The organism is Nocardia neocaledoniensis, from assembly GCF_003182135.1.
Taxonomy (GTDB): Bacteria; Actinomycetota; Actinomycetes; order Mycobacteriales; family Mycobacteriaceae; genus Nocardia; species Nocardia neocaledoniensis.
In genome coordinates this window covers 414,091-438,620 of the sequence record NZ_QGTL01000004.1, presented here as the reverse complement: position 1 = coordinate 438,620, position 24,530 = coordinate 414,091, and the positions used below count along the sequence as shown (strand labels likewise).

The window sequence follows — 24,530 nt, the reverse complement described above, 5'->3', positions numbered from 1 at the left end:
GAGCAGATAGAGGAATCCAATGACTGTTGAGACCGAGACCGACGGAGGGGACGCCACCGTGTCGACGACTGTTGACGTCGCGAACGACGCCGAAGAGGCGTTGATCGAAGAGGGCGAGATCGCGGGCGACTACCTCGAGCAGCTGCTGGACGTGCTCGACTTCGACGGCGATATCGACCTCGATGTCGAGGGCGACCGCGCCGTCGTGAGCATCGACGGCGGCCGCGATCTGACCAAGCTCGTCGGGCGCAACGGCGAAGTCCTCGACGCGCTCCAGGAGCTCACCCGCCTGGCTGTGCAGCAGGCGACCGGTGTCCGCAGCCGGCTGATGCTCGACGTGGCCGGCTGGCGCGCGCAGCGCCGGACCGATCTGAGCGAGCTGGGAACCGCCGCCGCGAAGCGGGTGCTGGAGTCGGGCAAGCCCGAGGCGCTGTCGGCGATGACTCCGTTCGAGCGCAAGATTGTGCACGACGCCGTCGCCGAGATCGATGGCGTGGCGAGCGAGAGCGAAGGTGTCGAGCCGAATCGCCATGTGGTGGTAGTGCCCGAGTAGGCTGATTCCGCCGCGACCAAGAATCAGGCCTCCGGTCTCGGACCGGGGGCCTTATTCATGCCCTCTTGCGACCGACCACACTCGGAAGGATGTTTCACGTGGAACGAGAACTGGGTGCGCTGTCCGCCGAGCTGGAACCCCCGGCTGCCGCCGCGCGGGTTTTCGGTGAGCGCCTGGACCTCGCCCGCCATTACTGCGCGGCTCTCGCCTCCGCGGGTGTGGAGCGCGGACTCATCGGCCCCCGTGAAGTGCCCCGGCTGTGGGAACGCCACATCCTCAACTGCGCGGTCGTCGGTGAGCTGATCGAAGAGGGCGCGTCGGTCGTCGACGTCGGCAGCGGTGCCGGACTCCCCGGCATCCCGTTGGCCATCGCCCGGCCGGACCTCCGCATCACTCTGGTCGAGCCGCTGCTGCGGCGGACCGTGTTCCTGAGCGAGTTCATCGAAGAGGTCGGGTTGCAGAACGTCACCGTCGTGCGCGGGCGGGCGGAGCAGTCCGGGGTGATCAAGGAAGCCGGCGGCGCGGATGTCGTCACTTCGCGCGCGGTCGCCCCGTTGGCGAAACTCGCGCACTGGTCCCTCCCCCTCCTCCGCGACCACGGGCGGATGCTCGCGCTCAAGGGGACGAGCGCGGCCGAGGAACTCGAGCGCGACGGCGCCGAGCTGATCCGGGACGGCGCGACGGATTTGCGCGTGGTCGGCTGCGGCGCGGGGATCGTCGAGGTGCCGACTCTGGTGATCAATGCCGAGCTGCTCCCCCGGGGCGAGCGCCCGACGCGGCGAAGTGCGCGGAAGGCCGCGGGTGCGGAGAAGAAGGCGCGGAAGCGTCGCGAAGCCGGCTCTGCCTGAACACCGGACCCGGACGACCCGAATTTCCCTTTCGTAACGTGACGAAAATGTCCGAGGGTGGTTGTCTACGGCTCCGCCGGGTCGAATTCGGATGATGGCGCCGGGTTGCCGCAATCGGCTCGCCTGGAGTGTTTCACGTGGAACGTGGACGGCCTAGGCCGTGGACGAGGTCGTCGAATGAAATGTCATCGCCCACGGACGATCCGAACTCCCCCTCGCGCGGTGTCCGCTCCGCGGAATGGAATTCAGTAGTCGCCTCTGTTTCCCGTGAAACATCGATCAGGTAGCCGAATTCCGTGACTTTGGGTGTGTCCTTCCCGGCGTGCCGCGATTCAGCTTTCCTAACTGTCGCGGGGCTGGCAAGCTGTTCAGAGTCGGGCGTGTGCGCGAAGATTCACCGGAGTTGTGGACGGACGCCACGCCGATCTTGTTTGTGATGACACGGCGCCGACGCTCGGTCGGGAGAACGTGATCTGAAGTTTCTCGGGTTAGGAGCTGTCTATGTCGAGCGGTCCGGCGAATGTTTCACGGGAAACAGCGTCGCGGGTTCCGGGGATGCTGGACTCCAGCAACTTCGACGCGGAGACGTTCGGGAACACTCCTTTCGGGAACATCTCCCCGGCCGAGACCCCGATCGCGGCGGAAGCGCAACGCGCCAGCCAGATTCTCCATCCAGGAAAGGTCACTGTGCCGAAACCTCGCGAGCAACGGATCATCACCATCGCGAACCAGAAGGGCGGCGTCGGGAAGACGACGACCACGGTCAATCTCGCTGCGGCACTAGCGCACCAGGGGATGACGGTTCTCGTCGTCGATCTCGACCCGCAGGGCAACGCGAGCACGGCGCTGGGGGTTGCCCACCACTCCGGTGTGCCATCGAGTTATGAGCTGCTGATCGGTGAGGTGTCCGTCAAGGACGCGATCCAGGTGAGTCCGCACGGCGAGCGACTGCTGTGCATCCCGGCCACGATCGACCTCGCCGGCGCCGAGATCGAACTCGTCTCGATGGTCGCGCGCGAGGGTCGTCTGAAGACGGCCATCCACGAGGCCGCCCTCGCCGGCTACGACATCGACTACGTCCTGATCGACTGCCCGCCGTCCCTCGGGCTGCTCACGGTGAACGCGCTCGTCGCCGCGAAGGAGGTGTTGATCCCGATCCAGTGCGAGTACTACGCGCTGGAGGGCGTGGGTCAGCTGCTCCGCAATATCGGGCTGGTGCAGGCGCACCTGAATCCCGAACTGCACGTCTCGACCGTGCTGCTGACGATGTACGACGGTCGCACCAAGCTGGCCGACCAGGTCGCCGAGGAAGTGCGCAACCACTTCGGCGACGTGGTGCTCAAGTCGATGATTCCGCGCAGTGTGAAGGTGTCGGAGGCGCCGGGCTACGGGATGACCGTGCTCGATTATGATCCAGGCTCCCGCGGCGCGATGAGCTACTTGGATGCGGGCCGCGAGCTCGCCGCGCGCGCTCAGGTCCGCCAGGACGCGTCGTAGTGGTTGTGTTGGAACGAAGAAGGGATCGGTAGCCGATGAGTCAGGCGAAAAAGGGCGGTCTCGGGCGCGGGTTGGCCGCACTGATCCCGACGGGTCCGGCGGCGACGGCGCCGGGGCTCAGCAGTGCCGCGGCGAGCGTCATCGGGATCAACCCGATCGGCCCGCAGCCCGCCGAGGCGTTCCTGCATCGGGTACCCGACACCACCGAGGCTGAGGCCGAGCCGGAAGCGGAGCTGGTCTCCCCCGGCGACTCGGTCTACCGCGAGATCCCCGCCGAGCAGATCGAACCGAACCCGAAGCAGCCGCGCCAGGTCTTCGAGGAAGAGGCGCTGGCCGAGCTGGTGCACTCGATCCGCGAGTTCGGTCTGATGCAGCCGATCGTCGTGCGACGTGTCGAGCCAGGGGTCGACAAGTTTCAGTTGGTCATGGGCGAGCGCCGGTGGCGCGCGTGCCAAGAGGCAGGCCTGGCGACGATCCCCGCGATCATTCGCGACACCGCCGACGGCTCGATGCTCCGCGACGCGCTGCTGGAGAACATCCACCGCGTGCAGCTGAACCCCCTCGAAGAGGCGGCCGCCTATCAGCAGCTGCTCGAGGAATTCGATGTCACCCACGAGGAACTGGCCTCGCGAATCGGTCGGTCCCGGCCCGTGGTGACGAATATGATCCGATTGCTGAAGCTGCCGATCCCCGTGCAGCGTCGGGTGGCGGCCGGGGTGCTCTCGGCCGGACATGCCAGGGCGCTGCTCGGTCTGGATGCCGGAGCCGACGCACAGGAAGTGTTGGCGGCGCGGATCGTCGCCGAGGGATTGTCGGTTCGGGCCACCGAGGAAGCGGTGACGCTGGCCAACCGCAATCCGTCGGAGGTCGCTCCCCCGGCGCCGAAGCGCAAGCCGATCCACATGCCGGGACTGCAGGAAGTGGCCGAGCGGCTGTCGGGTTCCTACGACACCAGGGTCACGGTCAGCCTCGGCAAGCGTAAGGGCAAGATCGTTGTCGAGTTCGGTTCCGTCGAAGATCTCGAGCGCATTGTGGCGCTGATGGAGCAATCCGGCCCTGAAACGTCACTGTGACGGGGCACTTCCGGCCTTTCTACACAATTGAAAGAGGCGGCATTACTGTGGATAGTGATGTGGCGTGGCCGACCGCCAACGAGGCGGAGTCGTGAGCGTGGATGAATCGGACAGCTGGAGGCTGAGCAGAGCGGTGTCGACCAGCGTCACAGCCTTGACCCTCGACGGACTCGATCAGCTCCCGGCGCACACCCGGCGGTGTGTGTTCTGGGAGCTCGATCCGGCCGTCGCTGCCGACTCCCAAGCCTTCAGCGATCCGGTCTTCGAAAAGGAAGCCTGGCTGTCGACCGTCATGCTCGAGTGGGGATCGTGCGGACAGGTGGCGCACGTCGACAACAACATCGCCGGGTGCGCGCTCTACTCGCCCCCGAGCGCCGTGCCGCGGTCGACGCTGTTCCCCACCTCCCCCGTGAGCCCGGACGCGGTCCTGCTGACCACGCTGCAGGCCGAATTCCCCTATGAGGAGGCCGATGTAGCGGATCGGCTGATCCAGGCCGTGGTGGCCGATCTGGTCCGGCGTGGCGTGCGGGCGTTGGAGGCGTTCGGGATTCGCAACGGCCCGGCGACCAGCTCGCTGGCCGATCGCGGGCTCGGCTCCTCGATGCGGCTCATGGAACGGATCGCGGCCCCGCTGCGCGATCCCGCCGCGTCGACCCACTGCACGCCCGAAACCTGCATGATCGACGCCGACTTCCTCACCGATGTCGGCTTCGAGGTGATCGCCCCGCATCATCGCTTCCCCCGGCTGCGGCTGGAACTCGACTCCGACCACGGCTGGAAGGAAGACGTCGAGCGCGCGCTCGATCAGTTGCTCGCCGCCGCGTCGATGGCTCCCCCGGCTCGGGTCGGCGCGCAGTAGCACCGACGACAACGGCCCCGCGGAAAACCGCGGGGCCGTTGGTCGTTTCGGGGTTCGGTCAGACGCGCGGCGCGGTGGCGTTGCCCGCGTCGGCGGCGGCCAGTTCTTCGGCGAGCAGCTCGGCGAAGGTGTAGGTGCCGGTGGGCTGGTCGTCCTGGCCGAGCAGGTACAGCCGCTTCACCGAGATGAGGATCGCCTCGGCGATCACGTCGCGCATGCGCGGGTTGGTGAGGACCGAGGCGTCGTACTCGTTGGTGAGATAGCCCAGGTCGACCTGTACGGTCGGCATCTTGGTGAGGCGCAGCAGATCCCAGGTGCGCTGGTGGGTGCGGCAGTCCTGCACGGACGCCCGCGCGACCACCTCGCGCTGGATGAAGCCGGCCAGCACCTGACCGATCATCGACACCGAGCCGTGCGAGTTGCCCCAGTAGAAGCCGGCCACGCCGTTGGCGGACGGGTTGTCACTGGTGGCGCAGCGCAGCGAGATCATCAGGTCGGCGTCGAAGGCGTTGGAGGTCTCGGCGCGTTCCACATCGGAGGGGTTGGCGCCCCACGGCCGGGACAGGAAGGTCTCCATGCCGGTGGCGGCCATGCGGCCCTCGAGCCGGGAAGCCAGATCCCACAGGATCTCCGACTCGTAGACGTCACCGAACTCGGTGGGCACCGCGAAACCCTTGTCGGCGCCGCCGAACCCGGGATCGATGACGATCCGCTTGCCGGTGAGCTGCGGGCCCGCCCGGTGCACCACTTCCTCCTCGGCGATGCGATGCGGGTTGCCACCCGTCACGCGGGCGCCGAGCAGATCGAGCGAGCGCAGGGTGTCGGGACCGCAGATACCGTCGGCGGCCAAACCGATCTCGCGCTGGAACGCGCTGAGGCCGTCGTGGGTGTGCGGGCCGAAATAGCCGTCCACGCGGTGCACGTAGAAGCCGAGGTCCTGCAGCTTGCGCTGCAGGGTGGCCACGTCGTCACCGTAGAGCGGGGCGGACAGTTGATAGATCAGCGTGCGGGCACCCAGGCGGTAGGAGGCTTCCTTCAGCGCGCGGTAGGTCGCCGGACCGACCACACCGTCGACGAGCAGACCGCGCTGCTGCTGGAACGCGCGCACGGCGGAGTCCAGCGGACGGTCGAACTCCGCGTCGGTGTCTTTCCAATAGTCGCCGTGGGGCGGATGCAGGAAGCCAAGGCTTGCGAGGGTGCTCCGAACCTCTGCGACGGCTGGTCCTGAATCGCCGTGACGAAGTCGGTGCATGCGTGAGAGCCCTTTCCTTCGGCCGGAGCGTCGCCTCGATTGTCTCAGACCCGGGCGCTATTGCGGGAATCCCGGGTCCAGGCATCCTACGGCGCGTCGGCCGGTAGGAGGTGGGTTATCAGATCAGACCGTCGAGTTCGCGCAGCAGGGCCGCCTTGCCCTTCGCACCGACGATCTGCTTCACCGGCTTGCCGCCCTGGAACAGGATCATGGTCGGCAGGGACAGGATCTGGTAGTCGCGGGCGGTGGCCGGGTTGGCCTCGGTGTCGAGCTTGGCGATCGTCAGCTTCTCGGCGTGGGTACCGGCGATCTCCTCGAGCACGGGGGCGACCATCTTGCACGGGCCGCACCAGTCCGCCCAGAAGTCGACCAGCACCGGCTTCTCGCTGAGCAGGACGTCATCGGCGAAGGACTTGTCGGTGACGGTGATGGTGTTGGCGCTCTCGGCCATGGGTGTCTCCTAGGTGGAACTCAGTACTCGAAATCAGTTGGCGGACACCGCGGCCGCGCCGTCGGCGTTGGCGAGGGTGTTGGCGGTGATGTCGCCCTGCTCGGCGAGCCAGCGCTCGGCGTCGATCGCGGCGCGGCAGCCGGTACCCGCGGCGGTGATCGCCTGGCGGTAGGTGTGATCGACCAGGTCGCCCGCGGCGAACACGCCGGCCACGTCGGTGGCGGTGCCCGGATCGTTCACCCGCACATAGCCTTCGCCGTCGAGCGCGACCTGGCCCTTCACCAGTTCGCTGCGCGGGTCGTGGCCGATGGCGACGAACAGGCCGGTCGCGGCGAGCTCGGACTCCTCACCGGTGCGGGTGTCGCGCAGGGTCAGGCTGGTGACGCTCGTCTCGCCGTTGACCTTCACCACTTCGGCGTTGAGCGCGAACTTGATCTTCTCGTTGGCCTTGGCGCGCTCCAGCATGATCCGCGAGGCGCGGAACTCCTCGCGACGGTGCACGATGGTGACGCTGGCCGCGAACTTGGTGAGGAAGGTCGCTTCCTCCATGGCCGAGTCGCCGCCGCCGACCACCACGATGTCCTGGCCCTTGAAGAAGAAGCCGTCGCAGGTGGCGCAGGCGCTGACGCCGCGGCCGAGGAGCTCCTGCTCCCCCGGCACGTGCAGGTAGCGGGCCGCCGAGCCCATGGCGAGGATCACGGCGTAGGCCTCGAAGGTCTCGTCGCCGACGGTCACCTTTTTGATGGTGCCGGACAGGTCGATCGCGTCGACGTCCTCGGTGCGCAGGTCGGCGCCGAAACGCTTGGCCTGCTCACGCATCTGCTCCATCAGGTCGGGACCCATGATGCCCTCGCGGAAGCCGGGGAAGTTCTCCACCTCGGTGGTGGTCATCAGGGCGCCACCGAACTGGGTGCCTTCGAAGACGAGCGGCTGCAGCTCGGCGCGGGCGGCGTAGACGGCGGCCGTGTAACCGGCGGGTCCTGAGCCGACGATGATCAGGTCGCGAACTGGCGTGCTCATGGGGCCCTTCCGAAAGACAAGCTGGGGACGTGTCGGTCAACAACAGCCTAAACGGTGTTGTTCCCGGAGTGACGGCACTGCCCGGGAAGCAGCGCGCTCAGCCGATATCGCGCAGCGCCAGCTGTTCGGGCGCGCCGGTGCCGCAGCCGGGCCCGACGACCAGCGCGGTGATGGTCGGCGGCTCCGGCCCGAGGACGAGCACGAGCACCGCGTCGGTACCGCGGAAGGTGATGCTCGACGCACCGAGCACGGCGCGGTCGACACCGTTGGCCATGACGCAGCGGGTGAGCGCGGCCTCGTCGGCCAGCGGGCCACGCACCTCGCGTTTACCGAGGGCGCTGAGCGCGGCCGCGGCGGTGAGTTCGTCGCCGGGGCCGTCGGGTTCGATGAGCGGCGCCGCCGTGGGGGTGCCGTCGGTGGAGTCGAACGTCTGGACGACCGCACCGGCGCCGGCGAGCACTGCGACGGTGGCGGCGGCCGCGGCGAGCAGACCAAGCCGACGGCGGGACCGGCGCTGTGCCAGGGAGATCGGCGGCGGTGGCGCCGCCGCTTCGGCGGCGGGCGGGACCAGCGACATCGGCGTGATGCGGTCGGTCGGGCCGTCGCCCGCGTCGAGTTCGGCGACGAAACGGAACATGCGGTCGGCGACGTCGTCGGGCATGCGATGCGCGACCCGGTCGTCGGCGCCGAGCTTGCGGAGGTGGGCGTTCACCTCGTCGAGCTGATTCAGGTAGTGCAGCGCGTCTGGGTCGGTGCTGACCTGGGGCCACAGTTGCTCACGCAGTTCGGGCGCGAGGTTGTCGGCATGCAGATCGGCCAGCAGTTCCGACGGGAACGGAGGCTGCGGCACGGATCGAGACACCCTCGCACCTCCCCTGTTCTGTCGATATCGGATCGCAGGATTTACATCGCTGACTTGTTCGTCACTGTTAATGACGCATCCGGGCTAGATCCGGTTCCCTGGATCCCGGAAAAATTCCAAACGTTCTTGCAAACGTACTCTCGCTCGGGCGCATCGGCTCTTGATCGTGCCCTCCGCCACGCCGAGCGCGACCGCGGTTTCGGCCACGCTGCGGCCCTCCATCTCGACCATCACCAGGGCCAGCCGCTGCTCCTCCGGCAGCGTGAACAGGGCCTCCTCCACCACGGTCGTGAGCTCGTACTCGGCGAAGACGTCACGGGGCTCCACGGCCTCCGGCATGGTCTCCGGCAGCAGCGAGATCGCGCGGCGCGTCTTGTTCCGCCGGATCCGGTCCAGGCACGCGTTGACGACGATGGCGTGCAGCCAGCTGCGGACCTCGGCCTCGGCGCGGAACGAGCTCGCCGTGCGATGCGCGGACAGCAGCGCGTCCTGCAGCGAGTCGGCGGCGTCCTCGCGGTTGTAGGAGGTGCGCAGGGCGGTCTGCCACAGATGATCCTTGTGCCTGCCGAGCAGTTCGGCGAACGCGTGCGGCACTCCGCGCACGTGGGCGGCCAGCAGTTCCTTGTCGCTGCCGTTCGCCAGCACGAACGAGCGATCGCGGTCTGCGGCGACCTGCCGTGTCCCCCCGCGGACTTGCTCGTTGACTTCCGGCAACACCTGACCCCTTGGACAGCGCTCATTACGGCGACTTCACGTCGGCGAACGAGGCCGATCCATCACCTGACTACAACGCGGCGTCCAGGACCGACGTGGACAGATCCTGGGTAGCTCCCTGCCGAGAGCGCTGCTAGATCATATCGTCGATAACAATTGCGCACCAACCGGACCGCAGTTCGATCAACGTCGGCGTCCGCGGCGGAATCACGCGGCCACCTGCGCTGATAGCGGTGGGAAATGAGTTGGCTACGGTGCGGCGTCGAGGCGGACGTCGGCGATCGCGGTCTGGAACTGACCGCCGGAATTCGCCAGCCCGGTGATCCACACGAGCACGAAACGAGCTGCCTGATCGGTCTGCACGGCGATGTCGGTGACGCCCTCACCGAGCTTGGCGGAGCCGATCAGCTGGGTCTGGTCGAGCGTGGGCGCCTCGGTCGGCGAGGTGCGGATCTCGACCGTGCTGCCCGCGCTGGGCGAGGTGATCGAGACGTTGGTCAGTTTCGCCGGGGTGGGCAGCGTGGCCAGCAGGCCCACGCCCTTCTTGAGGGCGGGGAACTGCTGGAAGTACTGATCGGTGCGCCACACCGTGGCGGGGTTCTGATCGAGCACGGCCCCCGCCGTCGCCGCGCCGTCCGGGGTGCCCTCCGGCGAGAACACCGCGGCCCCGGTGACGGGCACCGGGACACTGGTCGGCGGGGCGACGGAGGTCTCCTCGGCGGGCACCGCGGCCGCGCTCGGCGGCGCGACGCTCGACGTGAGGCCGATGTTGATCTGCTCGTCCAGCGGCTTGTCCGAGGCGCCGGGCGCGAAGATGCTGACCATCCACCAGATCAGGATGCCGACGACCAGCGCGGCGAGCACACCGAGGCCGACCATGATCCACATCATCCGCTTGGAGCGTTCCCGCTCGGCGGCGAGCAGCTCCGGATCGGCCAGCGAATCGGGTCCGCCGGCGACCGCCCGCTGACCCAGCCGCAGCACCGGGATGAAATCGGTCTTCTGGTCGACGACCGAGGCCTGCTCCAGCACGTGCTGCACGGTGGCCGCGGTCCGCACGCCCTTGTTCGACTCGAGCGAGCGCACCGCGACGGCCGAGATCTCGAACGGCACCTCCGGCCGGATCTGGCGCGGCTCCACCGGCGTGCCGTCGGGCCCGAAATCGGCCAGGCGCAGGCCGCCGATGGTGGCGGCCGTGCCGGTGACACCGCCGACGCGGATCGGCCAGCGCGCGGTGATCAGCGCGTAGAGCATCGCGCCGAGGCCGCGCACGTCGGACTGGGCGTCGGAATCGCCGAGCGTGCCAGGGAACGCGAGCACCGCGTCGCCGGAGGCGCTGATCCTGATGCGATCGGGGTGATCGATCGAGAGCGAGCCGCCGCCGCGATGGGCCAGTTCGGCCGCCGAGGCCAGTGCCCTGATCGCCCTGGCCGCGCCGATCGGCGAGGGGACCGTCTCGGCCATCTCGCGCAGCGAACGACCCGGCGTCCACTCGGCCACCACGATGCCGCCCGAACTGCCGCGCACCACGTCGAGCACCCTTGCCAGGCCGGGCGAGTTGATCCGGCCGAGCCGCAGCGTGCGCGACAGGATGGCCTGCGGGCCGTCGTGCCCGGAGTTCTCACCCGACTTCTGATCGGCGTCGACGAACGTCAGCGCGACCTCGCGGTCGAGCTTGATGTCGAGCGCCTGCCAGAACTTCAGCCCACGCGCGCCGCCGTGACTCGCCAGCAGCCGGTAACGACCGCCCGCGACCGACGCGCCCGGAATCAGCTTCGGACCACGCTGCGCGCGGTTGGCCGACTGCGGCACCTGCGGCGGGATCGGCAGCATGCCGGTGTCGTGCGTCGGATCGTGCGGCGGCATGGCCGCGTGCGCGTCATCGGGCTCTCGGTCATCGTCAGCGGGTCCTTCGACCTGCGGATTCTCGCTGTCCTCGGGCACGTCGTCGGGCGCGGATCCTGCCTTGTCCGCCGCAGCGGGCTGGACGTCGGTGGACATACCTCCTGCTGCGCGCGCCGCAGAATCGGCGGCCGGGACTCCGCCCACCGCGTCATCGCTCACCCTCGGTCCTCCTTCGGCCTGATAATCGCCATCGGTCTGCCGAACAGCGTACGGGAACTGTGCCTGACCGGTGATGTCAACAGCGCCGGGTCGGATCACGGGCAGGACCATCGTCTGGGTGTCCATGGAGTGCCCGTACGCGGGGAAGGCGTAGGTATCGGGGCGCCGCAGGACCGTGGTCGCGTAGATGTCGTCGGACGGTGTGTCGTCGAGGCCGAGATCCGGCGCGGGCGGCGTGATGCCGAGCTTGCGCGAGATCGCCACCGTGATCGCGACGACCTCGGGGATGCCGGCCAGGCGCATCAGACCGAACGCCACCGAGAACATCACCAGCGCCCCGACGGTGACCCGCAGCAGCGAGGCGGGACCGCCCGAGAGGTGGTCCATCCGGGTGATGGTGTCCACGATCAGCATCACCGCGCCACCGGCCACCGAGGCGAGCAGTACGCGGGTGACAGTGCGGCCGACGTTGGACATGCGGAGATCGCCGAGGCTGCGGTGCAGCAGCATGCCGCCGATCACCGCCCCCGCTGTGAAGCCGAGTCCGGTGGCGACGCCGAGGATGATCACGACGTCGTCGCTGTCGCGTGCAAGGACCGGGGCCAATGCAGAGAACAGGATCTTGATCGTCGTGATGCCGAGGATGATCCAGGTGGGGGTCCACGCTTGTTCGCGGGCGTAAAACACGCGCAGATGGATCAGCACGAGTGAGTACGGGATCAGCGTGAACGCCGACCAGCTCACCGCTGTGCCGAGCCGCTCGGCATCGCCGGAGAATCGGGCGTAGCCGTAGAGCGCCTCACCGATCGTCGGGCCGGCCAGGGTCAGGAAGGTGACTACCGGGATCAGAGCGATCATCGTCAGGCGGGTCGCCACCGACAGGTCGTCGACCACCGCGGGTGTGTCGTCGTTGGCGGCGTTGCGGCTGAGCCGCGGCATGATCGCCGTCAGCAGGGTGACGCCGAGGACGCCGTACGGCAGTTGGAGCAGCAGCCACGCGTTCGTGTAGATGGCCGGGCCTGCCTCGTCGGCGGTCGAGGCGATGTGGTTCGCGACGATCGCGCCGATCTGGCTGATCAGCACGTAGAGAATGATCGCCGCGCCCATCTTGCCGAACTGCTTGAGCCGCGCATCGATGCCCCACAGCGGCCGCAGGTTGATGCCGTGGCGGCGGATCGCCGGAAGCAGGCACAACGCCTGCGTGGCGACGCCTGCCGTGACGCCGATGCCGAGCACAAGCAGCTTGATATCGCCCATTCGCACGGGATCGAGGCTGATCTCACCGGGCGTCAACGCGTAGACACCGAGCACGATCAGCACCACCATGTTGTTCAGCACGGGGGCCCACGCGCCCGGTTTGAACGCCTGCCTGGTGTTCAGGATCGCGGTGAACAGCGCCGATACGCCGTAGAAGAAGATCGCGGGCACCAACAGATACGTGAGTGCCGTGGTGAGCTGGGTGTTCACCTTGCCGTCGGCAGCGATGAACACCTGGCTGGCCAGGACCGGTGTGGCGGCGGCGGTCAGCAGCGTCGCGGTGAACAGCACGGTGACCGCCGCGGTGACGAGTCTTCGCACGAACGCGGCACCGCCGTCGGCGTCCTCCTGTTCGGCGCGCACCAGGGTCGGCACCACGATCGCCGTCAGCACCGCGCCGAGCACGAGCTCGGCGATCATGTTCGGGATCAGGTTGGCCGAGATGAACGCCGACGCCACCGCCGGGCCGAGCACCGTCAGCAGCAACAACTGCTTGGCGAAGCCGGTGATGCGGCTGATCAGCGTCGCGATCGCGATCGAGCCGGAATCTTTGAGCAGTTTCGCGTTGGCGCTCTGCGGAGCGGCGGCCTTCTCGGTCTGTACCCGCTGCGGCCGGGCGATCTTCTGCGTCTTCGCCGCGGCCGACTCGTCGACGGGCGGACGCCGCCGTCCGGCCTCGGGTTCCCGCCGATCAACCGGAGTCCCTGGCATGCCCGGATACGAGGCCCGCGCGGGAGCGCCGCGAAGCCCTGGCTCGCCAGGACCGGCGGCCTGTGCCGCGCCGTAGCCCGCCGCACCGGACCGATTCGCCGCTTCCGGCCGCGCGGGCCGCTGCGGCCTGCCGTCGTCGAACTCGTTCCGCGCCTGTCGCGGAATCGCACCGGACTGCCCGCCACGCGGCGGCACGGGCTCCCCCGGCCGCAGTGCCCGACCTGCCCGGCCTTCCTGCGCGAATTCACCGGACTGCGCCCCGCCCGCAGGCCGCGGCGGCTGTCCGGGCCTGCGCTGCGGCCGGTCACCGAAGTCACCCGAACCACCCGGCCTACCAAGCGCCTGGTTCGGCGTATCGCGCGGATGGTCGGCGGGACCCGCCGGCCGCGAAGGCGACACGAGCCCAGCGTTGGGCGACTGGTCCGGATACTCGCCGGATCCGTCATGGAAGGCGGAACGCGACGGCTGCGCGGGCCGCTGCCGCGGGAATTCCCCCGACTGCCCGGCCGAACCCGACGCCGGCCGTGGCGCCTGACCAGGCCGCTGCTGTGGAAATTCGCCCGATTGCCCAGCTGAACCCGGTGCGGGCCGTGGCGGTTGACCGGGCCGCTGCTGCGGGAACTCGCCCGATTGCCCAGCTGAACCCGGTGCGGGCCGTGGCGGTTGACCGGGCCGCTGCTGCGGGAACTCGCCCGACTGTCCGGCCGAACCGGGCGCATGCCGTGGTGGCTGTGCGGGGCGGTGCTGCGCGGACTCGCCACTCTGTCCGGCCGAGCCCGGTGCCGGCCGCGCGGGCTGGCCGGGGCGCTGCGGGAAGTCGCCCGCCGGTTCTCCGGATTGGCGCTGTTGGCCGTTGGCACCCGGCATCGGACGCGGGCCGTCGCGCAGATCATCGCCGCCGACCCCCGGCCGTGGGAGGTGGCGCTGATCGTCAGCGCCCACCACCGGGCGTGAGGTTTGCCCTGGATACTGTCCCTCGGCGCCTGGTGCCGGGCGAGGTGTCTGCGCCGGAGTCTGACCGTCGTACGGCGACATGTACCGGGTGGTCTCGCTGTCGGCGTGGGACTGTCGAGCCCCAGCGGCTGGCAGTGAACGGTCCGGCAGTCCATCGGCGCCCGGCATGTGACCGGGCCGTTGTGCGTCGAATCCCTGCACCCGTCGGGTGGTCTCGTCGTCGGCGCCGGGCAGTGCGTGGCCGAATCGGCTGTCGGCGCCGGGCCCGGGGCTGGGCTGGCCCTCGCCGGCCTGGGTGTACCCGGGCTGAGCACGGGGCCTCGGCGAGAGTGGTTCCTCCCAGTCCGGGCGCGCCGGTCGGCCCGGGCGTTGCTGGGGAAATTCACCGGACTGCCCCGCACCGGACGCGGGGCGGGGCGGTTGTGCGGGACGCCCGCCCTCGAAGGAAGGCGCGTAGCGGGTGGTCTCGCCGTCGGCGCCGGACACGGGGCGGCCCGGGTGGGGCTCGGCTCCGAGCCTCGGATAGACCGGCTGGCCGTCTCCGCCAGGGGGCAGCGGGCGCTGGCGGGGGAACTCACCGGACTGGCCCGCTGACCCGGGCGCCGGGCGCGGGGGCTGGCCCGGGCGTTGCTGGTACGGCGGCTCGCCGGAACGGCCGGCAGTGCCGGGGCGGTTCGGTCTCGGCAACTCCTCTGGCTGACCGGGCAGCTGTACGCGCGGAAGTTCACCCGATCGGCCTGGCTGCGGCGCGGGACCCGGTCGGCTCTTCGAGGGTTCGCCGGAACGGAACATATCGCCTGGTCGCCCGGTGTCGCCGGGAGGAAAGTTATGGCCGGAACTTCCGCTCTGTCGGTTCGCGCCGGGCGAAAACGAGTCGCCGGGCCGGCCGGAGCGGGACGCATCGCCCGGGCGGCCCGGCGCGGGCTGTGCGTGTTCTCCGGGGCGGCCGGAAGCGGGACGTGGGTCCTCGCCGAAAGCACCGGCGTCACCGAGACCGGGCCGACTCTGCCCGGGCCGATCACCATAGGGGTCCGGCTCATCAGGCCGACCGGGCATGGGCAGACGAGCGCCGGGCTCCCCCGGCTGACGTGGCCGCTCGAACGGCTCACCCGGCCGCGACCCGGCGACGTCGCGTTCCCCGGCCGTCATCCCGCGCTCCCACGGCGCGACGGGCGCGTGGCGCTGCGCCGGTCCGTCGCGATCATCGTCGTGGTCGTGCCGATGAGCGGAATCATCGTCGCCCATCATGCCTCCTGTACCCGGCGTAACCCGCGATGCCCGCCGGTCCGGTGAGCGTTTCGCTCACCCGTGCCACTCTCGTCCTTGTCTGTCATGGTCCCCCGCCCGCGTGTCAGGCGGTGGCGTTCACTGTCGTTCGAACCCCTCGTCGGCGGGGTCGGGTTGGCCGCGGAACCGGCGCAGGAGCCGACGCCCGGCCAACAGCAACAGCAGTATCGCGGCACATGCCGTAATTATGGCCAAGGCCTGCCCGTAGGCGTTCGAACGCACCGAGACCGAGGTCGGCTCTCCTAGCGCTACCCCTTCGGGCGTGGTAAGGGAAATCGGAATCACCAGCTTACGGCTGTCGCTCACCTCGGTCGGGATCTGGAACGACCTGGTCCCCGACGGTGGAAGCAGCTGTTCGCCGATATCGGTGATGTTCGTCTCGGCGGGCGCCTCGATCTTGAAATGGACCCTGATCGCGACCGGCAGATTGTTGCGGGCCACCAGCAGCAGCGGGCTCTGTTCCGAGGCCAGCGTGTACACCCCGCCCGGCGGCAGCACCGAGACCGCGCCGAACATCGTGTCCAGTTCGCGGGTGGCCTGATCGATCCGGCGCTGGGCGTGCAGATCGGCCTGGGTGTCGTCGTCGGCCCTGCGGTCGGACAGGCTCAGCGCCCGCAGCAGATCCTCCCGGACCGGAGTCATGTACGCGTGCGGGGTGAGCTCGGATTCCGGCAGTTCGACGAGCGCCCGCATGAGTTCGGTGATCCGCGCGCCCTGCGCCTGAATCGGCGGGACGAAACGCTCGGGTGCCGCGTCCTGCGCCGCTCGCGGCAGGTATTCGAGGGCGAACGGCCGCGGGTCGGGCCCCTGGGCGACGAGCTCGGCGAAGCTGCGCGGCCCGGCCAGGTTGTTCTTGGTGAGCAGCTCGATGTGCTTGAGCAGCGCGACGCCCTCCTCCCGGCTGGCGCCCCACTGCTGCGGCGGCATGAGCAGCTGCGAGCGCGGCCGATCCGGCGAGGGGTTGAGCGCCGTCCACGCCATCGCGCCCAGCGCGTCCTGCAGCCGGGCCGCGCGCGAATCGTTGGTCACGTCGAAACGCACCTTGGACGGCGTGAACGAGGGTGTCGGCGGGTTCGAGCCGACGGCGGCCAGCGCCGTCGCCGACCAGATGTCGAAGGTGGTCACGCGCAGCGCCGGATCGGTCCCGGCCGGCGCGTTCGCGGGCGGGTCGACGCTGACGCCGGGCACCCGCACGACGTCCGGCGCCGCCTCCTCCCCACCGACGACGACGCCCGGTTCCAGCGTCGTCGGCGCCGAGGTGAGCGCGTTGTCGGTGTCGGTGGGCTCCCCGTCGGCCGAGACCGCCGTGCTGGCCAGCACCGCCGTGCCGTACCCGTGCCCGCGCAGCAGCAGCCCGGCCGGATCGTCGATGGAACCCGAATCGGGCAGGCTCACCCCGCGCAGCGACCGGGTGTTGAGAATGGTGTCCACCACGTCGGCGGGCGCCTGCAAGGCTCTGGCCGAGAGGCCGGGATCGTTCACCGCGGCCAACGCCGACACGTCGACCTGCGCGAACGGCAGTGCCACCGTGCACATCGTGCTCGCCAGCGCGCGCAGCCGGTCGAGCCATTCCTGGGCGGCGACGGCCCCGGTGCCCTCCCTGGTCGCGCCCTCCGGGTCGGACGGGCTGGCCAGCACGCGATAGCCGTAGGTCATGGTCTGCACGGTCGACACCAGGTCGGGGTCGATCGCGATACACACCGAGTTCGCCACCCCGCGTTCCCGGCCGGGCGCTGGCGCGACGGTCTCCAGCGCGGCGACCAGCTGTTCCAGGCGCCCGCCCTTCCCGACCGAGACCGCCAGCTCGTCGTCGAGCAGCTCCGCCTGCGCGTTCACCGAGCCGGGCCTGCCCGCGACCATCCGCGGCCGATCGGCCAGCGGCCAGATCATCGTCGTGGCCACCGGCGAGGCCTCCGGCGGCGCGGCGACCGGTTCGCTGGTGGCGTCGCCGCCCACCGGCGGCAGCCCGAGCACGGGGAGCAGGAAGCGCGCGTCGTCGAGGCGGGCCTGCGTCCCGTAGGCGGGCTCGCCGTTGACATTGAGCAGCAGCGGATACACCCCGGGATCGGTGAGGCCGAGCGAGGGGCCGTCGCCGCCCGCCCGCAATGCGATCCGCACCGAGAACTGTTTGCGCTGACCGGGACTCAACCGCTCGGCGACATCCTGGAACGGCCCGGTGACCTCGTAGTTCACCTGATCGAGCCGCAGTGAGCTGCGCAGCCCGCTCGGCGAGTCCACCGCGGCGGCGCGCTGCACGCGCACGCTCACGTCGTCGACCACCCGGTCACCGATATTGGTGACGGTGCCCGACACCGTGAGCATCGAATCGCTGCTCGTCGTGACCGTCCCCGGCGCCACCGCGTCCAGCGTCAGCTTGAGGAACTTCGGCGCGGTGGTACCCGACCCGTTCGGTTGCGCGTGCCCGACCGCTCCGAGCAGCGTCACCGAACCCAAGATGGTCAGGACCGCCGTGATCAGCCGGAACAGTCCACCCGTCATCGCTTGCCGGTCTCCATCCGGTCGATCATCCGATTCGCCACCTCGGCCAGCCGCCGCTCGTCGGCGTAGGCCAAACGGGAATCCAACTCGCTCAACGGAACCCACGCAACCTGGGTGACCTCCACGTCGGCATCGGAGAGTTCACCGCCGAGCGAGCGCAGCAGGAAATGGTGCACGGTCTTGTGTACCCGTCTGCCCTCGGTCACGAACCAGTAATCGATACTGCCCAGTTCGGCGACCACCTCGCCGTTGATCCCGGTCTCCTCGGCGACCTCGCGGATCGCGGTCTGCTCGGAGGTCTCGCCCTCCTCGATATGGCCCTTGGGCAGCGACCACAGCAGGCGCCCCCGGCGATCGGTGCGTCCGATCAGCGCGGCGGAGCGTTGCTCACGCGGCCCGTCCAAGCCGTCGACGACCAGCCCGCCCGCGGAGGTTTCGCGCACGGTACGCATGCGCGGCTTACCGGCATTGCCCGCCGACCCGCGGCGCCGCGGCTGGCGGCGTCGACTGTTCGCGCGATCGGCCGGAGGAGACACCAAGTCAGCTTAGCGGTGTTGCTGGAGCGCGGGCGCGCTCGAGGTCGCGGCCCTCCGGGTCCCGCCGCGGATTACTGATTCGACGTGGTCAGTAAGCTCCTAGGCGTGGTTTCTCCTGACGTCGCCCCAGATGCTGTCGCGGATCGTCGTGCTCGACTGCTGGCCGGTGCGGCGGTGACGTTGGGGCAGCTGTCCGATGTGTTGACGCCGCTGGGGAAGATGTTCGCCGAGCGTGGCCATTCCCTCTATCTGGTGGGCGGCAGTGTGCGCGACGCGATTCTCGGGCGGCTCGGCAACGATCTCGACTTCACCACCGATGCCAGGCCCGAGGTGGTGCAGGAGCTGATGCGCGGGTGGGCCGATCAGCTGTGGGACACCGGCGGGCTGGCCTTCGGCACCGTCAGCGCGGCCAAGGACGACCAGCAGCTGGAGATCACCACGTTCCGGGCCGACACCTACGACCGGGTCTCACGCAATCCCGAGGTCACCTTCGGCGACACCCTCGACGGCGACCTGGTCCGCCGCGATTTCACGGTGAACGCGATGGCGGTGAAGATCGCCGCCGACGGCTCGCAGGAATTCGTCGACCCGCTCAACGGACTCGACGCGCTGCTCGCCGGCGTGCTCGATACCCCTGCCGCGCCCCAGGATTCGTTCGACGACGACCCGCTGCGCATGCTGCGCGCCGCCCGCTTCGTCGCCCAGCTCGGTTTCGACGTCGCGCCGCGCGTGCGTGCCGCGATCGTGGAGATGGCCGAGCAGATCGACCGGATCACCGCCGAACGGGTGCGCACCGAACTCGACAAGCTGATCGGCGCCGCCCATCCGATCGACGGCATCAACCTCATGTGCGACACCGGCCTGGCGCAGCGGGTGCTGCCCGAGGTGCCCGCGATGAAGCTCGAGATCGACGAGCACCACCAGCACAAGGACGTCTACCAGCACTCGCTGACCGTGCTGTCGCAGGCGATCGACCAGGAGGAGGGCGACCCCGACCTGGTGCTGCGCTGGGCGGCGCTGCTGCACGACATCGGCAAGCCCGACACCAAGCGCAACGAGCCGGGCGGTGGCGTGAGCTTCCACCACCACGAGGTGGTCGGCGCGAAGATGGTGCGCAAGCGCATGCGCGCGCTGAAGTATCCGAAGGCGTTCACCGAGGACGTGGCCCGCCTGGTGTTCCTGCACCTGCGTTTCCATGGCTACGGCAAGGGCCAGTGGACCGATTCGGCGGTGCGCCGCTACGTCACCGACGCCGACGACCTGCTCGATCGTCTGCACAAGCTGGTCCGCGCCGACTGCACCACCCGCAACAAGCGCAGGGCCGCCGCGTTGCGCGCCACCTACGACGAGCTCGAGGTGCGCATCGCCAAACTGCGCGAGCAGGAGGACCTCGCGCGGGTGCGGCCCGACCTGGACGGCAACGCGATCATGGAACTGCTCGGGCTGCCGCCGGGCCCGCAGGTCGGCAAGGCGTGGAAGTACCTCAAGGACCTGCGCCTGGACCGCGGCCCGATGACGCGCGAGGAAGCCGAGGCCGCCCTGCTCGAGTGGTGGGCCGGGTCCTGATCAGAAGACGATCAGCGTCGTCCCCGCGACGATCGCGGATCTGATCTGGGCCAGGTCGAACGAGCCGGTCGTCTCGGGTAGTTCGATCCGGAAGCGGACCTTGTCGCCGCGCCGGTGCGCGTAGGTGATGCTCGCCCGGTTCGGCAGGTCGTCCAGCAGCAGCGCGGGCGCCTGGACCGCGCGGCGCGGCAGCGGGATGCCGAGCCAGCTGGCCTTGCGGATGTCGATGGTGAGCAGGTTGTCGTAGACCTGCGCGTCGACGATGGCGCGCATCTTGCGCGTCCGGTGCGAGGCGACGATCCGGCCGCGTTCGTCCAGACTCACCCGCCAGTCGAGATTCTGCTCGTCCACCCAGGCGACCAGCGCGTCGATCCCGATGACGCCCTCGACATCGAGTTGCTGCGCGCGGATCTTCGTCGGCACGCCGGGGATGAGTCGCACACCGTGGGCGATCACGGTGACGTTGTCGAACGGATGCGAGTCCCAGACCAGGTCGGAGAGCACGGTCTTGCTCTGGAAGTGGGCGCCGCGGCGGCGCACCTTGAAGACGTCGAGGGTGGCGGTGAGTTCGTGCCCGAGCAGGGTGGCGTCGACCCGCTGGCCACCGAACCGGCTGAGGATGCCCTCACTGAGCACGGTCATCAGCACGTCGGGCATGAGCGCGGTGACGGTGCCGGAGCCCAGGTCGGCGACGGGATCGGCCCAGGACGTGGTGAAGCCGAGCCACTGGTCGATCCATGACGGGTCGAGCAGGCGCTTGCCCAGATCGACAGCGCCCGACAGTGACCAGGACTTCGGATCGAAATACGTGGCCATGATGCTCCGAGCGTACTTGGCCGCGGGTCCGGCGGCCACGCTCCGCGGCGTGTTGTGCGCGCATCACGGCCGGAGAGTTCCGAATGTGCGGAGTTGTTCTCTTGTTCTCTCCGAATCTGCGGAACTATCCTGGACCGGTGGCGACACTGCGTATCAAGGAAGCGGCCGATCTGCTCGGCGTCAGCGACGACACCGTGCGGCGCTGGATCGACGCGGGCACCCTGGCCGCGACCAAGGACTCCGCCGGCCGGCTGGTGATCGAGGGGCGCGAGCTCGCGGCGCTGGCGGTGGAGCAGGCGCGGCCGCCGCACGCGTCGGTCGGCAGTGCCAGTTCGGCACGCAATCGGTTTCCCGGGCTGGTCACCCGGGTGGTGGCCGACACGGTGATGGCACAGGTGGAGATGCAATGCGGTCCGTTCACGGTGGTCTCGCTGATGAGCAGCGAATCGGTGCGCGATTTGGGGCTGGAACCGGGCAGCGTCGCGCTGGCCAGCGTCAAGGCGACGACGGTCGTGGTCGAGAAGGCCGCCGGATGATCGGCCGGGTCGCGCTCGGTGCCACGCTCGTCCTGCTCACGGTCAGTGCTTGCGGGAGTACTGATTCCGCGTCCGAGGACACCCTCACCGTCTTCGCTGCCGCCTCGCTGAAGAATGTCTTCACCGGTCTGGAGCCGGAGTTCGAGGCCGCGAATCCCGGTGTGGACGTGCGGTTCTCGTTCGCGGGCTCCTCGGATCTGGCGGCTCAGCTGCTAGCCGGCGCGCCCGCCGATGTGTTCGCGGCCGCCGACCAGCCGACCATGGACAAGGTCGTGCAGGGCGGGCGGATCACCGCCGCGCCCGCCACTTTCGCCACGAACGTGCTCACGCTGATCACAGCGCCGGGAAACCCCAAGGGCATCACCGGAATCGAAGACCTCGCCGATGCGACCGTTGTGGTCTGCGCTCCGCAGGTGCCGTGCGGCCGCGCGACCCAGAAGGTCGTCCAGGCCGCGGGAACCGAATTGCGCCCGGCGAGTGAGGAATCCTCCGTCGCCGACGTGCTCACCAAGGTCACCTCCGGTCAAGCCGACGCGGGCCTGGTCTATGTCACCGACGCGACAGGCGCCGGATCAAAGGTGAGCACCGTCCCCATCCCCCAGGCCTCGGCCGCCGTCAACACGTATCCGATCGCGGTCGTGGCGGATTCGGAACACCCGGCAGCGGCGAAGTTCACCGAGTTCATCACCGGACCCGCTGGCCGAAAGGCATTGGTGGCGGCAGGATTCGGCGCTCCATGAGCGGCAGCCCCGTCCGGATCGCCCGTGCGTCCGCCGCGCTGGTCACGACCGCGGTGTCGGCTGGGCGCCCAGCGCCTGGTTCGCGGCCCCGGCTGGAAGTCGAGGTGTCCTGGGGAGAGGTCCAGCCGGGGATGAGGCCCGAACCCCAGCTAGAGCCGGTGGTCGTCCGCGACTACCCGACATGCGTGCAGTGGATGTTCGCGTCGGCGGTGGGGGCGTTCCCGCTGGGGGCGTTGGCTGCCAGGCCGTCGGTGCCGTGCGCCAGCAGTGGGTTCAGGGCGCAGCATGTGGGCCGGGGGGTCGCGGATGACGGCCGGGGCGCCGTGGTGGGGGCTGGTGATGCCGCGGCTGGTGGCGCGCACAGCCGTGCCGTCGTTGCCATGCTCCAGCTGTGGGCTCGGGGCGGAGGTCTTCCTGTCCCCGCGTGTGGGTCGGGTGGTCGCGGATGACGGCCGGGGTGCCGCGGTGGGTGCTCGGGCCCGCGGTGGTGGGGTTCGCGCTGGTGGTATTGCCGCTGGTGGCATTGGCGGCGGGGGTGGAGTGGGGGCGGTTCGTCGAGCTGGTCGGTAGTGCGGAGTCCAGGGACGCCTTGTGGTTGAGTCTGCGGACCGCGACTGTGAGCACGGTGCTGTGCCTGGTGTTCGGTGTGCCGATGGCGGCGGTGCTGGCACGGGCGCGGTGGCGTGGGCTGCCCGTGTTGCGCGCATTGGTGTTGCTGCCCTTGGTGTTGCCGCCGGTCGTCGGCGGTATCGCGTTGCTGTACACCTTCGGTCGGCAGGGGCTGCTCGGTGCGCATCTGGAGGCGGCGGGGATTCGGATCGCGTTCAGCACCACCGCTGTCGTACTCGCGCAAACCTTCGTCGCCCTGCCGTTTCTGGTGCTCACCCTCGAAGGTGCGCTCCGGACGGCGGGTAGTCGCTACGAACAGATCGCCGCGACCCTCGGCGCGGGCCCGAGCACCGTCTGGTGGCGGATCACCCTGCCGCTGCTGCGCCCGGCGCTGATCTCCGGCGCCGTCCTCGCTTTCGCCCGCGCCCTGGGCGAATTCGGCGCCACCCTCACCTTCGCGGGCAGCCTCCAAGGCCGAACACGCACTCTCCCCCTCGAGATCTACCTCCAACGCGAAGCCGACGCCGACGCGGCCATCGCCCTCTCCGTCGTCCTGATCGTCATCGCGATCGCCATCGTCCTGCTCGCCTACCGCCGAACCAGCCCCATCCCCGGCACCCAACTCCGCAGCCCCACCCCGTCGCGACCAGCGGAGGTGGCATCACCTCGATGACCGATGACCACCCGTCCCACGATGGCGCGTCCGGCGGTGTCACGTCCGGCGGTGTCACGTCCGGCGGTGTCACGTCCGGCGGTGCCGCGTCCGGCGGTGCCGCGTCCGGCGATGCCGCGTCCGGCGGCGGCGCGCCCGGCGGCGGCGCGTCGGGCGATGCCGCGTTCGGCGATGCCGCGTCCGGCAGTGCCACGTCGGGCGATGCCACGTTCGGCGGTGCCGCGTTCGGCGGTGGCGCGTCGGGCGATGCCGCGTTCGGCGATGCCGCGTCCGGCGGTGGCGCGTTCGGCGGTGGCGCATCCCCTGCCCGCATGTCCTGCGACGATGTCCCTCTCCCGGCATCCGATGCCGGTGCGGCCCAGAGTGATACGGCCACTGACGCGTTGATCGACGATCCAACGCGGCGGGCTGGGTTGTCCGTCTCCGCGCGGATCGCTGGGCGTGGACTCGATGTGCGGGTCGATGTGCGGCCGGGGGAAGTGCTGGCGGTGCTGGGTCCCAATGGGGCTGGAAAGTCCAGCCTGTTGCAGGTGATCGCCGGTTTGGTCGCGCCCGAGGAGGGGCGGGTGTGGCTCGGGGAGCGCGTGCTCACCGATGTGGCGAAAGGGATTGCGGTACCGGCACATCGGCGCGGGATCTCGCTGCTCGCACAGGATCCGCTGCTGTTTCCGCACCTCACTGTGCGCGACAACGTCGCCTTCGGTCCGCGCAGTCGCGGCGCGAGAAAGCTTGCGGCACAGGCGATCGCCGACGAATGGCTCGCGGCGGTCGACGCCACCGATCTCGCCGATCGGCACCCCGGCGCGCTCTCCGGCGGTCAGGCGCAGCGGGTCGCCCTGGCCCGCGCCCTCGCCGTCGACCCCGACCTGCTCCTCCTCGACGAACCCATGTCGGCCCTCGATGTCGATGTCGCCCCAGCCATGCGCTCCCTGCTGCGCCGCGTCCTGCGCGACGAGCCGGCCCGCGCCCGTCCGCGCTGCGCGGTGCTGGTCACCCACGACATCATCGACGCCATCACCCTCGCCGACCGCCTCGTCATCCTCGAAGCGGGCCGCATCGTCGACGCGGGCCCGGTCGCCGATGTCATGTCCCACCCACGCAGCCCCTTCGCGGCCCGCGTCGCCGGCCTGAACCTCCTTCGCGGCACCGCGAT

Annotated in this window: 20 protein-coding genes and 1 pseudogene; 12 read left to right on the top strand and 9 right to left on the bottom strand. The window is 69.7% G+C overall.

Translation table 11 applies throughout. The features are described from left to right. Positions 1 to 19: 19 nt before the first annotated feature. From DFR69_RS13995 to DFR69_RS13975, 5 genes are all read left to right on the top strand, one after another. Positions 20 to 553 (top strand): Jag family protein, encoded by a 534-nt coding sequence (locus tag DFR69_RS13995; protein WP_110037945.1) that lies wholly within the window; start codon positions 20 to 22, stop codon positions 551 to 553. A gap of 89 nt (positions 554 to 642) precedes the next feature. Next, positions 643 to 1,401, top strand: a complete 759-nt coding sequence (gene rsmG / locus DFR69_RS13990) for a 16S rRNA (guanine(527)-N(7))-methyltransferase RsmG (RefSeq protein ID WP_110037944.1) — start codon at positions 643 to 645, stop codon at positions 1,399 to 1,401. A gap of 555 nt (positions 1,402 to 1,956) precedes the next feature. Further along, positions 1,957 to 2,898, top strand: a complete 942-nt coding sequence (locus DFR69_RS13985; RefSeq protein WP_232995928.1) for a ParA family protein — start codon at positions 1,957 to 1,959, stop codon at positions 2,896 to 2,898. Positions 2,899 to 2,933: 35 nt separating this feature from the next. Then, on the top strand, positions 2,934 to 3,971 hold the full coding sequence (locus DFR69_RS13980; protein WP_110037942.1) for a ParB/RepB/Spo0J family partition protein: 1,038 nt from the start codon (positions 2,934 to 2,936) through the stop codon (positions 3,969 to 3,971). A 133-nt stretch (positions 3,972 to 4,104) separates the two neighbouring features. Beyond that, positions 4,105 to 4,830: a hypothetical protein gene (locus tag DFR69_RS13975; protein WP_110037941.1), complete on the top strand. Its 726-nt coding sequence runs from the start codon at positions 4,105 to 4,107 to the stop codon at positions 4,828 to 4,830. Between the two features lie 58 nt (positions 4,831 to 4,888). Here DFR69_RS13975 and DFR69_RS13970 read toward each other — a convergent pair whose 3' ends face one another. The 6 genes from DFR69_RS13970 to DFR69_RS13945 form a co-directional block, all read right to left on the bottom strand. Continuing rightward, positions 4,889 to 6,082 carry an N-acetylmuramoyl-L-alanine amidase gene (locus DFR69_RS13970; protein WP_110037940.1) on the bottom strand — a complete coding sequence of 398 codons (1,194 nt, stop codon included), beginning with the start codon at positions 6,080 to 6,082 and terminating at the stop codon, positions 4,889 to 4,891. Positions 6,083 to 6,200: 118 nt separating this feature from the next. Next, positions 6,201 to 6,533, bottom strand: coding sequence for a thioredoxin (trxA, locus tag DFR69_RS13965; protein WP_110037939.1), 333 nt, complete (start codon positions 6,531 to 6,533; stop codon positions 6,201 to 6,203). A gap of 33 nt (positions 6,534 to 6,566) precedes the next feature. Further along, a complete protein-coding gene (gene trxB, locus DFR69_RS13960) occupies positions 6,567 to 7,553 on the bottom strand; it encodes a thioredoxin-disulfide reductase (protein WP_110037938.1) in 987 nt (328 codons plus the stop codon). Between the two features lie 97 nt (positions 7,554 to 7,650). Then, positions 7,651 to 8,415 (bottom strand): hypothetical protein, encoded by a 765-nt coding sequence (locus tag DFR69_RS13955; RefSeq protein ID WP_146229285.1) that lies wholly within the window; start codon positions 8,413 to 8,415, stop codon positions 7,651 to 7,653. An 84-nt stretch (positions 8,416 to 8,499) separates the two neighbouring features. Then, complete coding sequence (gene sigM, locus DFR69_RS13950) at positions 8,500 to 9,060, bottom strand: RNA polymerase sigma factor SigM (RefSeq protein ID WP_110038284.1); 561 nt, start codon at positions 9,058 to 9,060, stop codon at positions 8,500 to 8,502. Positions 9,061 to 9,378: 318 nt separating this feature from the next. Next, positions 9,379 to 13,161: a murein biosynthesis integral membrane protein MurJ gene (locus DFR69_RS13945; protein ID WP_244198274.1), complete on the bottom strand. Its 3,783-nt coding sequence runs from the start codon at positions 13,159 to 13,161 to the stop codon at positions 9,379 to 9,381. A gap of 663 nt (positions 13,162 to 13,824) precedes the next feature. On the opposite strand from DFR69_RS13945, the gene DFR69_RS13940 reads away from it, so the two are divergent. Both DFR69_RS13940 and DFR69_RS13935 read left to right on the top strand, forming a co-directional pair. Then, the gene (locus DFR69_RS13940) at positions 13,825 to 14,115 is read left to right on the top strand and encodes a hypothetical protein (RefSeq protein WP_110037936.1); all 291 of its coding nucleotides are present in this window, start codon (positions 13,825 to 13,827) and stop codon (positions 14,113 to 14,115) included. A gap of 828 nt (positions 14,116 to 14,943) precedes the next feature. Beyond that, positions 14,944 to 15,408, top strand: coding sequence for a hypothetical protein (locus tag DFR69_RS13935; RefSeq protein WP_146229284.1), 465 nt, complete (start codon positions 14,944 to 14,946; stop codon positions 15,406 to 15,408). Between the two features lie 72 nt (positions 15,409 to 15,480). Here DFR69_RS13935 and DFR69_RS13930 read toward each other — a convergent pair whose 3' ends face one another. Together DFR69_RS13930 and DFR69_RS13925 are read right to left on the bottom strand one after the other, a co-directional pair. Continuing rightward, a complete protein-coding gene (locus DFR69_RS13930; protein ID WP_110037934.1) occupies positions 15,481 to 17,901 on the bottom strand; it encodes a DUF6049 family protein in 2,421 nt (806 codons plus the stop codon). Further along, positions 17,898 to 18,353, bottom strand: a complete 456-nt coding sequence (locus tag DFR69_RS13925; RefSeq protein ID WP_110037933.1) for an NUDIX hydrolase — start codon at positions 18,351 to 18,353, stop codon at positions 17,898 to 17,900. The genes DFR69_RS13930 and DFR69_RS13925 overlap by 4 nt, the downstream gene beginning before the upstream one ends. Positions 18,354 to 18,542: 189 nt before the next feature. Between DFR69_RS13925 and DFR69_RS13920 the strand changes: the two genes are divergently transcribed. Further along, positions 18,543 to 20,003 (top strand): CCA tRNA nucleotidyltransferase, encoded by a 1,461-nt coding sequence (locus DFR69_RS13920; RefSeq protein WP_110037932.1) that lies wholly within the window; start codon positions 18,543 to 18,545, stop codon positions 20,001 to 20,003. Here the strand turns inward: DFR69_RS13920 and DFR69_RS13915 are convergent, their stop codons facing one another. Continuing rightward, positions 20,004 to 20,819 (bottom strand): hypothetical protein, encoded by an 816-nt coding sequence (locus DFR69_RS13915; RefSeq protein ID WP_110038282.1) that lies wholly within the window; start codon positions 20,817 to 20,819, stop codon positions 20,004 to 20,006. Between the two features lie 137 nt (positions 20,820 to 20,956). On the opposite strand from DFR69_RS13915, the gene DFR69_RS13910 reads away from it, so the two are divergent. The 4 genes and pseudogenes from DFR69_RS13910 to DFR69_RS35210 form a co-directional block, all read left to right on the top strand. Next, the gene (locus DFR69_RS13910; RefSeq protein WP_110037931.1) at positions 20,957 to 21,355 is read left to right on the top strand and encodes a TOBE domain-containing protein; all 399 of its coding nucleotides are present in this window, start codon (positions 20,957 to 20,959) and stop codon (positions 21,353 to 21,355) included. Then, entirely contained in the window at positions 21,352 to 22,095 is a 744-nt protein-coding gene (gene modA, locus DFR69_RS13905; RefSeq protein WP_110037930.1) for a molybdate ABC transporter substrate-binding protein, read from the top strand. Before DFR69_RS13910 ends, modA begins: the two co-directional genes overlap by 4 nt. A gap of 445 nt (positions 22,096 to 22,540) precedes the next feature. Next, positions 22,541 to 23,377, top strand: coding sequence for an ABC transporter permease (locus DFR69_RS13895; RefSeq protein ID WP_110037928.1), 837 nt, complete (start codon positions 22,541 to 22,543; stop codon positions 23,375 to 23,377). A gap of 386 nt (positions 23,378 to 23,763) precedes the next feature. Further along, a pseudogene (locus DFR69_RS35210) lies at positions 23,764 to 24,525 on the top strand (sulfate/molybdate ABC transporter ATP-binding protein); the annotation flags it as partial. Between the last annotated feature and the right edge of the window lie 5 nt (positions 24,526 to 24,530).